General features: G+C 45.3%; 13 protein-coding genes. 2 read left to right on the plus strand and 11 right to left on the minus strand.

Annotated elements, in window-relative coordinates:
* Positions 1–67: 67 nt before the first annotated feature.
* Positions 68–949 carry a helix-turn-helix domain-containing protein gene (locus BLS14_RS09620; RefSeq protein WP_090951306.1) on the plus strand — a complete coding sequence of 294 codons (882 nt, stop codon included), beginning with the start codon at positions 68–70 and terminating at the stop codon, positions 947–949.
* Positions 950–980: 31 nt separating this feature from the next.
* On the opposite strand, the gene BLS14_RS09625 is transcribed toward BLS14_RS09620, so the two are convergent.
* From BLS14_RS09625 to zwf, 8 genes are all read right to left on the minus strand, one after another.
* Positions 981–1,574: a 5' nucleotidase, NT5C type gene (locus BLS14_RS09625; protein WP_063563119.1), complete on the minus strand. Its 594-nt coding sequence runs from the start codon at positions 1,572–1,574 to the stop codon at positions 981–983.
* Between the two features lie 124 nt (positions 1,575–1,698).
* Positions 1,699–3,162, minus strand: a complete 1,464-nt coding sequence (locus tag BLS14_RS09630; protein ID WP_063563120.1) for a glycoside hydrolase family 1 protein — start codon at positions 3,160–3,162, stop codon at positions 1,699–1,701.
* A gap of 59 nt (positions 3,163–3,221) precedes the next feature.
* Positions 3,222–5,141 carry a beta-glucoside-specific PTS transporter subunit IIABC gene (locus BLS14_RS09635; protein ID WP_072733348.1) on the minus strand — a complete coding sequence of 640 codons (1,920 nt, stop codon included), beginning with the start codon at positions 5,139–5,141 and terminating at the stop codon, positions 3,222–3,224.
* Between the two features lie 144 nt (positions 5,142–5,285).
* Positions 5,286–6,128, minus strand: a complete 843-nt coding sequence (gene licT, locus BLS14_RS09640; protein WP_062328359.1) for a BglG family transcription antiterminator LicT — start codon at positions 6,126–6,128, stop codon at positions 5,286–5,288.
* A 374-nt stretch (positions 6,129–6,502) separates the two neighbouring features.
* Positions 6,503–7,603, minus strand: coding sequence for a metallophosphoesterase (locus BLS14_RS09645; RefSeq protein WP_090951308.1), 1,101 nt, complete (start codon positions 7,601–7,603; stop codon positions 6,503–6,505).
* A 286-nt stretch (positions 7,604–7,889) separates the two neighbouring features.
* Positions 7,890–9,308: an NADP-dependent phosphogluconate dehydrogenase gene (gene gndA / locus BLS14_RS09650; RefSeq protein ID WP_090951311.1), complete on the minus strand. Its 1,419-nt coding sequence runs from the start codon at positions 9,306–9,308 to the stop codon at positions 7,890–7,892.
* Between the two features lie 60 nt (positions 9,309–9,368).
* Entirely contained in the window at positions 9,369–10,034 is a 666-nt protein-coding gene (gene fsa, locus BLS14_RS09655) for a fructose-6-phosphate aldolase (protein WP_063563123.1), read from the minus strand.
* A gap of 42 nt (positions 10,035–10,076) precedes the next feature.
* Entirely contained in the window at positions 10,077–11,594 is a 1,518-nt protein-coding gene (gene zwf / locus BLS14_RS09660) for a glucose-6-phosphate dehydrogenase (protein WP_063563124.1), read from the minus strand.
* Positions 11,595–11,706: 112 nt separating this feature from the next.
* On the opposite strand from zwf, the gene BLS14_RS09665 reads away from it, so the two are divergent.
* Positions 11,707–12,594 carry a LysR family transcriptional regulator gene (locus tag BLS14_RS09665; protein WP_063563125.1) on the plus strand — a complete coding sequence of 296 codons (888 nt, stop codon included), beginning with the start codon at positions 11,707–11,709 and terminating at the stop codon, positions 12,592–12,594.
* Between the two features lie 106 nt (positions 12,595–12,700).
* Here the strand turns inward: BLS14_RS09665 and BLS14_RS09670 are convergent, their stop codons facing one another.
* The 3 genes from BLS14_RS09670 to BLS14_RS09680 form a co-directional block, all read right to left on the minus strand.
* Positions 12,701–13,372, minus strand: a complete 672-nt coding sequence (locus BLS14_RS09670; RefSeq protein ID WP_090951314.1) for a hypothetical protein — start codon at positions 13,370–13,372, stop codon at positions 12,701–12,703.
* 170 nt (positions 13,373–13,542) lie between these two features.
* Positions 13,543–14,127 (minus strand): cupin domain-containing protein, encoded by a 585-nt coding sequence (locus tag BLS14_RS09675; RefSeq protein ID WP_090951317.1) that lies wholly within the window; start codon positions 14,125–14,127, stop codon positions 13,543–13,545.
* 231 nt (positions 14,128–14,358) lie between these two features.
* The gene (locus BLS14_RS09680) at positions 14,359–15,312 is read right to left on the minus strand and encodes an aldo/keto reductase (protein WP_090951761.1); all 954 of its coding nucleotides are present in this window, start codon (positions 15,310–15,312) and stop codon (positions 14,359–14,361) included.
* Positions 15,313–15,315 lie beyond the last annotated feature (3 nt).

The raw sequence follows: 15,315 nt of genomic DNA on the forward strand, positions 1-15,315 counted from the left end.
GGAAATACCCGGCAATGAGGACAGTTTAACCCGGTAATCTGGTCATTCCAACTAAGGAGGCTATTCCGTGAATCCAACCGTACAACTGTTTAAGAGCGAATCCTTTTTCCAGAATAATCTGAAGCTGTTCGTGAACCGATGTTCCGAGGATTTTGTGGTTCCTTTTCACGCACACGAGTTTGTTGAGTATAGTTATGTGGCAGAAGGAAAAGGCTTTCATCACATTGGTGACGATATTATTCCGGTACACAAAGGGATGTTATTTGTCATTCCAGTCGGCGTTCCTCACGTATTCCGCCCAGCTACTGCGAATGTATCAGAGCATCCACTCATTATCTATAACTGTCTGTTCAACTCCGAACTGATCCACACCCTGTCCATTATTATTCAGGAGCAGGAGATTCGAAACCATCTGACAGACCTGGAAAAGAATCGGGTTCCTTATGTATCCATCACAGATTACAGCCAACGGATGGAAGAATTAATGGTAAAACTGTACCGCGAATCTGCCGTTCCGGGAATCGGCTCTTCCACGATCCTGTATACGCTTGTTAGCCAACTCGTCGTGACGACTTACAGACAGATCCATCAAGCTACCTGCAAAGAGAAGGAAAATGCGACTGATATGGAACATATCCTTCATTACCTGGACCAACATGTGAACGAACGAATCCGTCTAAGCGAACTGGTGAGTATTTCTGGTTGGAGCGAAAGACATATTGGGCGCATGTTCGTGACCCATACCGGGCGGACATTTGGTGCTTATCTACAACATTTGCGCATACAAAAAAGCTGTGAATTGCTGAAGAATTCACAACATAAAGTCAGTTTAATTGCTGAACTTGTAGGTTACCGGGATGTAGATTCATTTTACGCTGTCTTTAAACGAATTACGGGAGAAACCCCGCAGAGCTATCGCAGGAACTTCAGAACTGAACCATTGAATTAAGTGTTCCTGCCTTCCGTTCCTTTTCCAGGAATCATCTCTGTAGCGAATCAAGCTTGCTATCTGCATGTTCTGTTTCAAGCAGACGATCTACATAAGCCTTTGCACCTTTCCAAGAGGTCATTAACGGAAACTGATGCTGCTCCCGTTCGTTTATATTCCAAGGATGAGGGATACAGATGACTTTTTTTCCGTCATTCATCGCGGGTATCAGATTATGTGCTCCATCATCAATTAACAGATCGAAGTTAATCAAGTTTTTCCGTTTACAGGTTATAAACTGTTCTGGAGATATGTATGGCATGTGCTTCTGAAGCCAATTCCACTTCTCCACAACCGTTTTGGGCTCAGCCGCCGTTAGGATTAGCAGATCATAGGCTTGATGGAGCTTTTCCACCTCTTCTACTACATATTCATCGTAAATCTCCAGTTCCTCAAACAGCCCTGGCCGACCGTAAAATACATCATGTGTACATTCCGGATGGCGCATATGGGATGTGTCCCAATGTATCATATCCTCATATCGCAGCGGATGGGTTGGGAAGTTGATGTTGTTATGATAGATGGCTCGCTTGACCAGATGACATATGGTGTCATCCATATCTACAGCAATAATAGGTTTCTTCATCTTTATCCCCTCCAATAGGATCACAGTATATCATCATCGTTGTAACAGCGCTATCCTTTTTGAGCTCAAAATAAAAAGCGGCCCCTGCGCCGCAATAACTGCTGCGCAAGGACTGCCCCCGAAATCAACCCAAATCTTCGCCATTCGTAGCGATGACGTTCTGATACCAACCAAAGCTCTTTTTCTTATAGCGATTCAATGTGCCTTGTCCGTTGTCGTCCTGATCGACGTAGATTACGCCATAACGCTTGGACATTTCCGAAGTGGACGCACTGATGATATCAATCGCACCCCAGTTGGTATAACCCATAAGGTCTACCCCATCCATGACTGCTTCTTTCATTTGTGTAATATGTTTTCTCAGATAATCAATCCGATAATCATCATTAATGGAACCATCGGCCTCTACGGTATCCTTGGCCCCAAGTCCGTTTTCCACGACAAACAATGGCAATTGATAACGATCATACAGCTCTTTTAGCGCCACACGAAGTCCGATCGGATCAAGCTGCCAGCCCCATTCTGTACGCTCCAGGTTCGGGTTCTTAATCGTGCTGTACAGGTTGCCTCCAGTTACCCCATATTCCTCCGGATTTACTGCGGATACCAGCGATGTGTAATAGCTGAACGAGATGAAATCAACCGTATGCTCTTTCATGATCGCTTCGTCTCCTGCTTCCATCGCAATGGAAATGTCATGTTCAGCCCAATAACGAGCCATAAAGGTTGGATAACTTCCTCGCACTTGTACATCAGTATGCAGCAGGTTCAGCTGATTATCGATCTGAGCTTGCAATACATCCTCCGGCTTCGACGTTGCCGGGTAGTGAATCATGCGCGCAAGCATACAGCCAATTTGGAAATCCGGGTTAATCTGACGTGCCTTCTGCGTTACCAGACTGCTGGCAACAAACTGATGATGAAGTGCTTGATAGGAAGCTTGCATCACATTATCGACACGATCTTCAATGATGCCTCCACCCGTGAATGGCTCAATAATGGTTGTGTTGATCTCATTAAACGTCAGCCAGTATTTCACCTTGTCTTTGTAGCGATTCATTACGGTCTCGGCGTATCTTACAAAATGTCCGATAACTTCCCGACCTGCCCAGCCGTTGTACTTCAATACCAATGACATTGGCATTTCATAGTGAGAGAGCGTCACGAGAGGTTCGATATTGTGCTTCCGCAATTCGTCGAATACTTCATCATAGAAACGCAATCCTTCTTCATTCGGCTCTGCGTCGTACCCGTTCGGGAAAATACGCGGCCAGTTGATGGAAAGACGGAATGTCTTGAAGCCCAGCTCGGCGAATAACGCAATGTCCTCTTTGAAGCGGTGATAGAAATCAATACCGTAACGCTTCGGGTATCCCTTCGCACTGTGGTGAGCCATCGCTTTCTCAACCGTTGCACTGGTCACGTGCATCAGTTCTCTAAGGTTGGTGTAATCCTTTTTCTCAAAATAAGGAACCATATCCGCTGTGGACCAACCTTTGCCCCCTGCATCAAATCCACCTTCAGCCTGGTTGGCAGCAATTGCGCCGCCCCACAGAAAACCTTCTGGAAACCCTTGTCGATTGATCATGCGTATCTCTCCTCTTCTTATTGATGTCGTCTATTTCTTCTTAAGTTCGTCTTTAGACTTTAAATTTCAGCTTTCAATACTTCTTCACCGATTGTAATTGCACCCAATTTCACAGGCAGAACCTGCTTGTAATCTGCTGTATTCGTAACGACCATCGCCGTTGTAATGTCATATTCCTTGGAGATTTGATCAAGTTCAAACGTGAGTAACTTATCTCCGGCCTGTACACGTGCTCCCGTAGCGACATGGGCCTCAAAATACTGACCGCGCAGTTTCACAGTGTTGATCCCCACATGGATCAGAAGCTCCATTCCGTTATCACTGCGGACCACGATCGCATGTTTCGTTTTGAACACATTCATGATGGTACCTGTAACTGGTGACACCAGTTCGCCAACCGTTGGAACAAATGCCACACCTTTACCCATCAATTCATCGCCAAACGTTGGATCATTAACTTCTTTGAGTGCAATCGCTTTACCCGTCATCGGTGCAATGGCTACCGCATCACTTGTTGGTGTCGGAGCACCCATATCGTCCACGTTCACAGTTGCAGCATTATTGGAAGGTGCTGCCGCTGGTGTCGTAGAAGCGCCTGGTGAGAATTGAGCCAATGCCTCGGCATCGCCCTCTTCTTCCTTGATCCCGAACACAGTAGACATAATTGCACCCACGACAAAGGCAAGAATCATACCGCCAAAGGAATACCAGAAGGTTTGTCCGATCAGGGATGGCAGACCCGGAAGACCACCGTTACCTGCAAGCACATAAGCTTTGGCTCCAAAAGCAAGAGCGAATCCGCCACCCACTGCACTACCAATCATCGCAGCGGCAAACGGTTTTTTATATTTCATGTTTACGCCGTACATGGCTGGCTCGGTTACACCCATCAGAGCTGTGAAGCTGGTGGACAATGCAACGGTTTTGAGCTTTTTGTCTTTTGCACGGAAGAATACGCCCAACGTCGCTCCGGCCTGTCCCATATTGGAGATGAACGTCAGTGGCAAGAATTTATCGAAGCCTAATGTAGCAATATTGCTCAGGATGATCGGTACGAGCGCATAGTGCATACCTGTCATAATAATGAGCGCCATCGCGCCGCCCAGAACAATCCCTGCAATTAATCCGCCTTCATTCAGCAGCCAGTTAATACCACCGGACAACCCACTACCTACAAATGTACCCAATGGACCGATCGCAATCAGCGTTACCGGAACCATAACAAGCAAGGTAATCAGTGGCACAAGCAGCAACTTCAATGCTGCCGGAATTACGCGGTCAACCCATTTCTCAACATAGGACATTAACCATACAGCAAGCAAAATTGGAATAACCGATGAGGCATAGCTGACAGCCGTTACCGGAATGCCAATAAACGCAACCGATTCACCGCTGGATAGCAATGCGCCCATATCGGGATACATCAGCGCAGTACTTAGCGCAATGGCTACAAACGGATTACTGCCGAATTTACGAGCGGCACTAACTGCGATTAGCAGCGGAAGGAAGTAAAATACGCCATCCCCAATGGCGGAAAGGATACGGTACGTGTCAGTGCCTGCTGACATCCACTCCAGGGATACGAATAATGCAAGCAATCCCTTGAGCATACCCGCAGCTGTAATCGCTGGAAGCATTGGTGCAAAGACACCCGCAATCGTCTCAAAAATATTAAGAATTACATTTTTACTTTTTTCCGGTTTAGGCTGTTTATTTTCTGTACTTTGCTGTATTGCCGGATGTTCCTTCACCATAGCATCAAATACTTTGGACACGTCATTCCCGATAATCACCTGGAATTGATCTCCTGAGATATTTGTTCCCATGACTTTATCCAGTTTCTTAAGTGAATTATTATCCACTTTATCGTTATTTTTCAGATCAAATCTCAGTCGTGTGACGCAATGATACACTGAGTTGATATTGTTTGTTCCCCCAACGGCTTTGATGATTTCCTGTGCCGTTTCCTGATGTTTCATGATCATGTCCTCCTCATTTTTCCAATAAAAAATACCCGAACAAATAGCCACGTCTTCTACGTGTCATTCATTCGGGTATTGCCTGATTGAACAGTAACAAGCCCATTAGATATTTAGTTAGGTTTTGGTTCATGTGCTGATATTTCATTGGTCACGCTTCGGTTTCATTAACCGCTCCAGATGAAGGGTCAGATACAACTGTTCCGAATGCGTCATATCATACTGATAGTTCTTATGGATAAAAGTCTCAATTTTGCCGATACATTTGAAGGTTTCGGGATAGTTTTTCCGTACAACCTCGTATAAATACTCCTCCGCATCGTCATGTGACGAGTGGGTAATTACCCGTTGGCAGAAATACTTCAAATGAGTAATGAAACGGAAATAGTTGACGCTATCTTCATCCAATTCGACATTGAAGTGATATTTGATAATGTTCATGATCTCTTGAAGCAGCTGCATCAAATGAGTCACATCGTTCATGGAATCATTGACTTCCGCATTGATGAAATGCAGCGCTATGTTGCATATTTCATCCTTCGGAAACTCCACATCCAGTCTTTCCTTCAGCAGGGTGAGCGCTTCCCGGGCCACGTCGAACTCGGCCTTGTAGAAATGCTGCACTTCCCAGGAGAGCGGATTGCGTGTAATCATTCCCTTTTCCAGGCGCTGGACAGCAAAATGAATGTGATCCGACAGTGAGACATAAATCCCGTCACTGATGGTTTTGTTCAATTGCGTACGTGCCAGTGTCACAATATCATCTGTCGCCTGCAGAATTTCAATCGGCACTTCCGTGACGATGGACTTGAACTTCTCATAGATCGATGCATCCTGAAGCCGGAATACTTTCTCAATCCGTTCTTCATCAATCTCATCGCCTGCCTTGAACTTAAACCCGATACCCCGGCCGAGGATCAGCAGTTCCTGGTTTTTGTCATCCACGGTACTGACAATATTGTTATTAAATATCTGTTTAATAATCATTATGGACCCACCTGTTTTTTTTGAGGATTAAAAAAGGGCAAAACCAAAATAGAAATAATAAAATCATTTCCATAGTGGTTTTGCCCGCATTACCGGTAACAAGCCTCGGGTATAATCTATCACAACCTGAAAACGGTGTCAACCCAAAATGCTACCACTGCTATTTTACTTCGTCTTGCTTTCAAGAAATATTTCCCTACAGTTCCACGTTGGAGGGTATGCAGTCTTAATATGTACATGTTGATACAGAAACAAACTGGAGAAGTCTTCTACTTAAAATGAAAATATTTTCCTTTTGTGGTAAACTCATCTGCCTTGAGCACAAATAGGAGCCCTTCTTCCGAAGGGCTCACTGTTACTTATATCGATAATTATTATTGAAACGTCACATTAATCTGTACAATCTCCGAACGACTGCTTGTACGAATCGGAGGTCCCCAGAAGCCAAATCCAGAGGTCACGATAGAGTGCATGGACCCTTTTTGCAGATAACCCCAATCATTCTCGTAGATGGCCTTAGTAATAAACTGAGCGGGTGCGATCTGACCACGATGGGTATGACCAGACACAACCAAATCTACATGGTTTTGCTCCGCAATATCCAAATCATAAGGCTGGTGATCCATCATGAGCACAGGCTTACTCAAGTCGGTATCCTGCATCAATGTCTCTACTTCTGAACGATCCTTCTCTGTCCGGTCTTTGCGTCCAATTAGGGTGATCTTGTCATCCAATGTAATTTTATCATCATACAGAACTTGCATATTACTCTTCTCCAGAGCAGCAATCAAATCCTCGATCGGACCATTATACTTGTCGTGATTGCCCAGTGAGGCGTACACCCCGTAAGGAGCCTGAATGTCGCTAATAATATCCGCAATCCCACTCTTGAGATACATATCCAGGTTATCATCGATAATATCACCAGGATACAGCACCAAATCCGGCTTCAGTGCGTTAATTTCTTCCACCATGCGTTTAGCGTGAGCAGGGCCGGACAGCAGGCCAAAGTGCATATCCGCAGCCATCACAATGTTGAGGCTGTTGACACCTTCCACTTTTTTGTCAATCTGAATGCTGTATTGTCTTACGACTGGACTATAGGCGTTATAGATACCGTAGCCCAACGTGGACAGCAAGAGCACGAGAGTGACCACCCCTGCCCATTTATGAGCGTAATGTCTTGGAATACGGGTTAGTCTAAGCAACCATAGCGTTAGATGAACCACGGGCAGAATTAATAACAGCAGAGAAAAGATTGCAAGCCAGTATGAACCAATAACACTCAGGAAGGAAATACTTCCAAACAACCTTGCCAGTATGAAAGAAATTGAAAGGAATACGAGCGCAACGATGTAAAACCAACGAAATCTCGCAGATACAACCGGCTTCATCCAGCTCCATCCGCTCCGTCCTATGTAAAACACTAATAAACCGTACACTACCAAAAACAAGATGCCTGCAAGTACGAACATGCCTCCGTTAACCTCCACGTCAATAAGTTGATTGCTGAATTTTCTCTTAACCAAATTCCAGTCCATCTGCACAAGTATAACGTAGTTAAAGGGGTGAGGACATCTGTTTCCATTCCTCAGATGCGTACAATTTATTACAATTTGGAATACTTAAATTTCAATCATATATTAGGCGATACATCGACCCATAGCCTGTCATCTGAATAAAAAAGCATTCCTGCGTCCGCTCATGACTAACTTACATCATGAACGAGCACAGGAATGCTGAATGATCTCGAATTACATATTACTCGTTGGTGTCCATCCATTGGAAGTGGAATGAACCTTCTTTGTCCACACGTTTGAATGTGTGAGCGCCAAAGTAGTCACGTTGTGCTTGCAACAGGTTCGCAGGCAAACGTTCAGTGCGGTAGCTGTCATAGTAAGACAACGCGCTGGAGAATCCAGGAACTGGAATTCCTTGAGTTACCGCAGCTGCCACGACTTCACGCCATGCACCTTGGTAGGATTCAACAATGTTTTGGAAGTATGGGTCCAGAAGCAGGTTTTTCAATTCTGCATCCTTGTCATATGCTTCTTTGATGTTTTGCAGGAACTGTGAACGGATGATACAGCCACCGCGGAAGATCATGGCGATGTTGCCGTATTTCAGATCCCAGCCATATTCGTCTGAAGCTGCACGCATTTGAGCAAAACCTTGTGCGTAAGATACGATTTTACTTGCAAACAGCGCTTTGCGCACATTTTCGATGAACGCTTTTTTGTCGCCAGAGAATGCTTCAGTTGCTGGTCCGTTCAAAATTTTGCTTGCTGCTACGCGTTCGTCTTTCATTGCAGACAGGAAACGGGAGAATACGGATTCCGTAATCATGGACAATGGTACGCCGAGATCCAGCGCGCTTTGGCTCGTCCATTTGCCTGTTCCTTTTTGTCCAGCTGCATCCAGAATGACATCAACCATTGGTTTGCCGGTTTCCGGATCGTATTTGGAGAAGATGTCTGCCGTGATTTCAATCAGGTAGCTATCCAGCTCGCCTTGGTTCCATTCAGAGAAGATTGCATGCAATTCTTCAACGGAAACATTCAGCACGGATTTGAGCAAATGATACGCTTCTCCGATCAACTGCATATCACCGTATTCGATACCATTGTGCACCATTTTCACATAGTGTCCGGCACCATCTGGTCCGATATATGTGCTGCAAGCATCGTTGCCTACTTTAGCGGAAATGGCTGTCAGAATGGGTTCAACGAGCGCATACGCACTTTCTTGTCCGCCTGGCATGATTGCCGGGCCTTTCAGAGCGCCTTCTTCCCCACCGGATACACCTGCACCGATGAACCGGAAGCCTTTGGCTTCCAGATCTTTGCTGCGGCGTTGGGTGTCAGGGAAGTATGCGTTACCTCCATCAATGATGATGTCGCCTTCGTCCAAGTGTGGCAACAGTTGTTCAATGGTTGCGTCCGTTGCTTTACCCGCTTGAACCATGATCAGGATTTTGCGCGGAGATTCCAGGGAAGCTACGAACTCTTCAATCGTAAATGCGCCTGTCAGGTTTTTACCTTCGGCTTCTTTGAGAAGATCGTTCGTTTTCTCCGGGGAACGGTTAAATACCGATACCGAGAATCCTTTGCTTTCAATATTAAGGGCAAGGTTTTTACCCATTACTGCAAGTCCGATGACACCGATCTGTTGTTTACTCATTATGTCCTCCCAATACTCTTTATATATAGTAGGTTAAAATTCGAGATCAACAATCCGTTATTACTGAACTGTTTTTTTCCAGTCTGCTGCGAATTTCTCCATGCCTTGATCTGTCAGCGGGTGTTTGGAGATTTGTTCAATGACGGAGAATGGAACAGTAGCAATATGTGCTCCTGCCATTGCTACACGTGTAACGTGGTCCGGATGTCTTACAGAAGCCGCAATAATCTGTGCATCCAGGTTATGTGTACGGAACAGCTCAGCAACTTTGGCAACCAATTGCACACCATCTTCGGAGATGTCATCAAGACGTCCCAGGAACGGGGATACATATGTTGCACCAGCACGAGCAGCTAGCAGCGCCTGGTTCACTGTGAAGATCAACGTTACGTTGGTTTTCACACCTTTTTTAGTCAGGTATCGGCAAGCTTCCAGTCCTGCAAGTGTCATTGGCAGCTTGATTGTGATGTTTTTGTCGTTGTTATTGATTTTGATCAGTTCGTCTGCTTGAGCAATCATCTCTTCAGCTGTGATCGCATCTGGTGTTACTTCCGCAGATACGGATTCAACTTCAGGTACTTCACGCAAAATCTCTTCAATACGGTCTTCGAATTTCACGCCTTCTTTGGCTACCAGAGAAGGATTCGTTGTTACACCAGACAGGACGCCGATTTTGTATGCTTTTTTGATGTCTACCAAGTTTGCTGTATCGATGAAAAATTTCATATTCAATTACCTCCAAGGGATATGTTTTATTGTTTTTTTATGTTACAGATTTGCATTAACAGCCAAAGGAACTTCAATATCATCTTCAGCCTGCTGATCGGCAGGTTGGTCAAACCACCAGTGGTGCCCTTCCGCAGCGAGCATCTCATCCGACTCTGCTGGTCCATAACTTCCCGCAGGGTACAGATGAAGTGGGAGCAAATTCTCCTGGAATGCATCCAGAATAGGTTGTACCCAAGCCCAAGACAGTTCTACTTCATCCCAATGGGCAAAGAACGTTGGATCACCATGCAATGCGTCATGAATCAAGTTCTCATAAGCCTCGGCCAGATCCTCACGATCTGGTGACAGATCGATATGAACAGGTTTGAACTCCCCTTTGTTTTGCGGGTCGCTGGCATTCAGCTGCAGCGTCATGCTCTGGTCAGGACTCATCTCAATCACAAGCAGGTTCGGTTTGGAACCGTTAACCACGTTAGCCTGTCCAGATGGTTCTTTGAATTCGATGACAATGCGAGTTGATTTCTCCTTCATTCGTTTACCGGTACGGATATAGAAAGGTACTCCGCGCCAGAAGAAGTCATCAATCTGCAATTTTGCAGCGATAAACGTATCATTCATCGTATTCTCGGCAACACCGGGTTCAGCTGCATAACCGCTAACGGATTTACCTTGAATGTTTCCTGCAGCATACTGTCCGCGAATGACACTTGCACCCACGTTTTGCTTTTGCAGTGGCTGAATCGATTCCATAATGTGTTTTTTCTTCAAACCGACTTTTTCCGTGGTGCTGTTATATGGAAGCTGGATCGCCATCATCATAAGCAATTGCAGCATATGATTCTGGAACATGTCACGCACGGCGCCTACATGATCATAATAGGATGCCCGTTCTTCCACGCCAACAGTCTCATTAGCGGTGATCTGCACATTGGAGATATAACGGTTGTTCCACAATGCCTTCATGATCGGATTGCTTTGATGCAAGGTTTCAAGACGCTGCACCATCGGTTTTCCCAAATAGTGGTCAATCCGATAAATTTCTTCTTCTGTGAACGCCTCGCTTAATTTGCGATTGAGATCACGAGCCGATTGTAGATCATGTCCAAATGGCTTTTCGATCACAAGGCGTTTCCAGCCCTCAGTTGATCCAAGTCCACTACCCTGAATGTTCTCTGCAATGGGTTCGAAGAATTCTGGACCAACCGAAAGGTAGAACAGACGATTGGATGGAATGCCAAGTTCAGCCTCTCTTTGTTCCACTAAATTTAACAGCTCTATATAATCTTCCTTATGGCTTATATTCAATACACTATAACGGAAAGCCTGCACAAATGATTTCACAACTTCAGGATCAGCAGGGCGTCTGGAAAATTCATTTAATGATTTTTCCACTTGTGCCTGAAAGAATTCATCAGACCATTCTCTGCGTCCTAAGCCAATCAGCGAGAAGGATTCCGGAAGTTTCTGCTCAATGTATAAATTATATAAGGCTGGATATATTTTTCTTTTGGCTAAATCGCCAGTCGCACCAAATAAAATAATGCTCGTTGGTTCCATCTCACTATTCTCCTTCCAAGTAACTCTGGTTTCTTTGCTGTAGTTACACTATAATACGTTTCATAGCCATACAAGTAATTAATATATTTCACAGGAGCTATAGACGATATCTATGACAACAAATTATGAATTATATAAGGTATTTTATTGGGCTGCCAAAACAGGAAGTTTGACCCAAGCCGCCAAAGCGCTATATATTACTCAACCAAGTGTCAGCCACGCCATCAAACAGTTGGAAGAAAGCTTTGGTCTCACGTTGTTTTACCGGAATTCCAAGGGAGTTGCGTTAACACAGGAAGGTGTGAGTTTGTATTCCTATATTGAGCAATCTCAGATTCTGATCTCGCTGGCCGAGGAGAAAATGGCTGCATTGAAGAGTTTAGACAACGGAGAGCTAAGGATTGGTGGCAGTGATTCGCTGTTCAAGCATTACATGCTTTCCTATCTGGAAGAATTCCATGTGCTCTACCCTAACATCAAGCTGCATCTAAGTCATGGGACAACGCCTGAAGTCATCACGTTTTTGAAAGAAGGCAAAATTGATTTGGGTGTTGTGCGGATGCCCATCGTTGATCCGCAGCTTGAGGTCAGGGAAAGTATCCAGCTCAAAGACTGCTTTGTCGCGGGCGAACGTTATGCTCAACTGAAGGATAAAGTTATGACATTGGAAATGCTGCTGGAGCATCAACTCATTCTTTTCTCCAGAAACAGCCGGGTTCGGATGGCAATTACGGAGCTGTTCAACAGTTATGGCTACACACTCAAACCTGAGATTGAGGTCGGCAGTGTGGATTTGTTAATCGAATTTGCACGGAGGGGATTGGGCATATCGTATGTCACCCGTGAATTTATTTCCAAAGAACTGGAAGAAGGATCTCTCTTCGAAATTCAGCTTGATGTTGCCCTGCCCCCTTCACATGTAGGCATCATGACAAAGCGTAATATGCCAATTTCACTGGCAGCCAACCGGTTTATGGATCTGATTTTCAAGGCGGATTAAGATTCGTCGGTCTACTGGTCTACAAAAAAAGTGCCTCGTCATCCCCAAAGGATGATGAAGCACTTTTTGTTATATCCATTTTTCTAAGTAAACAACCTACCAATTCTCATCTTAATTCAAGTTCTCTCAATCTGCTCTCAATTCTCTCAGGAATCATAGCAAACAGTTGCTGCCAGGGCATGAACAGACTGGGCTCAAGTACAAACTCCTTAAACTCCATAGAGGGTACAAACGCCTTGGTCTGCAGAAAACTTCGCACGCTGGCGTCAATTTCTTCATTGGTCTGGAAATAACCTTTGAACATCTCGTTTACGAGCAGACCATCACAACCCGCATTGGCGCCTGCTGCACTATACAAATCCGGCAACAGTTCAAACACCACAGGGATCGGAGAAAAGGCATGTTTGCCAGGTTGCGAGTAAAGACACACGTGGCGTCCAACCACATTAACTCGATTTTTCAGCAATCCCCGAAGTACTCTCCCATGGAAGCTGGCTTCACAGTCCACGACTTCACCGTCATGGCCCACATATATCCACACATGCTCCATTTCGTACAAATGCCCAATTTCATAATCCCACCAAATCGAAAATTCAATCACATATTGGACCGCCTCAACCGGAAAATGAATCTCCCGTTGAAATGACGGTGAAGGTCCTGATTGATCCAGAATGGAAACGCCTACAAAATCCGGGTAAAAGGGTTCATTTCGATCAAACATCAATACAGGTGCATAGCTCATCGCGGTTTCCAGCATTTCCTGCTCAGTCATGGTCATGGATCGTCCCTCCACATTCTTTGAGTGCTACTACTGTAACAAGCCAATGTTATGCCTATCTTAACAGAGAATCCGGAATGTGTTAATTGGAACAAAATTTAAGCCCGTAACTGGAAAATTTTCCGGTCACGGGCCTAAAATCGGTCATTTGATAGGAGAACGAGATAACGTTATCCCTTTGAGTTTTTGGATGATTTAGAAGCTTTGATCGCCTGATCGGAAACAGAATCCACACATCCAATCGGCGGTCCCAAAATCGCGTCATTTTTGATGGATGCCACCGCCGTCCTGTACGCCTCCTCATCAATACAGTATGCACGATGGGCTACTTCAGGCGGTGTTGCAGCCAGGAAGTCAGCCCCCAGCACAATGTCCGGTGTAGGTTGATCAAAAATCGTCAACAAGTGTACATCATCGGTCTCCGCCACAAACCAGTGAAACCATCCTTGAGGGAATATCGAAACCTGGCCTGGCTTCAAGTGATAACTTATCCGCTCCCGCTTGAACGGATCGTAAACAGAAGTGGTAATTTCCCCGTTGATCAGAACGACCATCTCGGTGACATTTGTATGCCAATGTGGCTGCACAATAATACCTTTGCTCATGTGTACATTGAAGAATCCATTTTTGATCGTAGGCAGCTGCAGTCCAAATAACTGGGTAATATAATTGCGCGAATCACGCTGATAATTCAACACCGCTGTCGAATCGGCCGCCAACTGAACATTCGGGGCTTGTAGAATCGGATTAGTCATACCGCTGTTTCCTCCTTGTAGGCGTACATCTCATTGTTGTACTGTATGCGCTAATTAGCGGAGATAATACCGAGGATACGGTTCCAATGCAATTTTTATCCGACCGTGTAACTTCATTTGTCGATTAGGTGAAGATCATCCACTCGTAAGTAGAACACAAAAACACCCTTTTCCTGTTAAAACAGGTCTGGGGCGTTAAGTGTTTTATTTTATCTATAGGCTTGGCTTAAATTAAGCAAGACCTGGGTATCTTCCCCCTGCGGCAAATCCTTTGGGAGATATCCGTTCAATCTCAGCCCATTCATCATTGGTGAAAGAAACGTGCAAGGCACCAAGATTCTCATGAACTCTCTCCAAACTGCGAGTACCAGGAATCGGAACGATATGTTCTCCCTTTTCGAGTAACCAGGCGAGTGCAAGCTGAGAAGCAGTGCATTCTTTTTGCATAGCCAGTTCTTGGATCAGGCGCACCACCTCCAGATTTTTCTCGAAATTCTCACCCTGGAAACGTGGATAATGACGACGATAATCGTCCTCTGGCAGATCGTCTATCGATCGGATCTGACCAGTTAAGAAGCCGCGCCCTAATGGACTGTAGGGTACGAGCCCAATGTTCAACTCGCCGAGCAATGGCAATATCTCATCTTCGAGCTCACGACTCCACAATGAATACTCCGTTTGGAGTGCTGTGATGGGGTGAACGGCATTCGCACGACGAATAGTCTCTGCAGACGCTTCAGACAGACCTATATAACGGATCTTTCCCTGCTGTACCAGATCGGCAAGTGTTCCCACCGTTTCCTCAATGGGAGTATTGGGGTCAGGACGATGTTGATAATAGAGATCTATATAATCCATCCCCAGGTTGTACAGACTGGCATCTACTGATTTTTTGATATACGCCGGATCTCCCTTGGGGCCCTGAGTATGTGTTATACCGAACTTGGTCGCTACAATAGCATCGGCTCTTCGCCCTTTGAGCGCGCGCCCAAGCAATTGTTCGTTGCCTCCAAATTGCTGCTTTTCATATTCACCGTACAGATCAGCTGTATCGAACATCGTTACTCCCGCATCCAGCGCACCCTGGATTGTATGAACGGATTCTTGGTTGTCTGGCATCATCATTACGCCCAGCCCAAGCCCGGATACCTGCAATTTATCGCTTCCCAACGTTCTTGTCTTGATCAT

The sequence above is a fragment of the Paenibacillus sp. OK060 genome (assembly GCF_900101205.1).
Taxonomy (GTDB): domain Bacteria; phylum Bacillota; class Bacilli; order Paenibacillales; family Paenibacillaceae; genus Paenibacillus; species Paenibacillus marchantiae.

What these genes read in the sequence shown, in the direction of transcription:
- BLS14_RS09625 (WP_063563119.1), bottom strand. Translation starts at nt 1,574, where the DNA reads ATGAAGAAACCTATTATTGCTGTAGATATGGATGACACCATATGTCAT.
- BLS14_RS09630 (WP_063563120.1), bottom strand. Translation starts at nt 3,162, where the DNA reads ATGATCAATCGACAAGGGTTTCCAGAAGGTTTTCTGTGGGGCGGCGCA.
- BLS14_RS09635 (WP_072733348.1), bottom strand. Translation starts at nt 5,141, where the DNA reads ATGAAACATCAGGAAACGGCACAGGAAATCATCAAAGCCGTTGGGGGA.
- licT (WP_062328359.1), bottom strand. Translation starts at nt 6,128, where the DNA reads ATGATTATTAAACAGATATTTAATAACAATATTGTCAGTACCGTGGAT.
- BLS14_RS09645 (WP_090951308.1), bottom strand. Translation starts at nt 7,603, where the DNA reads ATGTTCGTACTTGCAGGCATCTTGTTTTTGGTAGTGTACGGTTTATTA.
- gndA (WP_090951311.1), bottom strand. Translation starts at nt 9,308, where the DNA reads ATGAGTAAACAACAGATCGGTGTCATCGGACTTGCAGTAATGGGTAAA.
- fsa (WP_063563123.1), bottom strand. Translation starts at nt 10,034, where the DNA reads ATGAAATTTTTCATCGATACAGCAAACTTGGTAGACATCAAAAAAGCA.
- zwf (WP_063563124.1), bottom strand. Translation starts at nt 11,594, where the DNA reads ATGGAACCAACGAGCATTATTTTATTTGGTGCGACTGGCGATTTAGCC.
- BLS14_RS09665 (WP_063563125.1), top strand. Translation starts at nt 11,707, where the DNA reads ATGACAACAAATTATGAATTATATAAGGTATTTTATTGGGCTGCCAAA.
- BLS14_RS09670 (WP_090951314.1), bottom strand. Translation starts at nt 13,372, where the DNA reads ATGACCATGACTGAGCAGGAAATGCTGGAAACCGCGATGAGCTATGCA.
- BLS14_RS09675 (WP_090951317.1), bottom strand. Translation starts at nt 14,127, where the DNA reads ATGACTAATCCGATTCTACAAGCCCCGAATGTTCAGTTGGCGGCCGAT.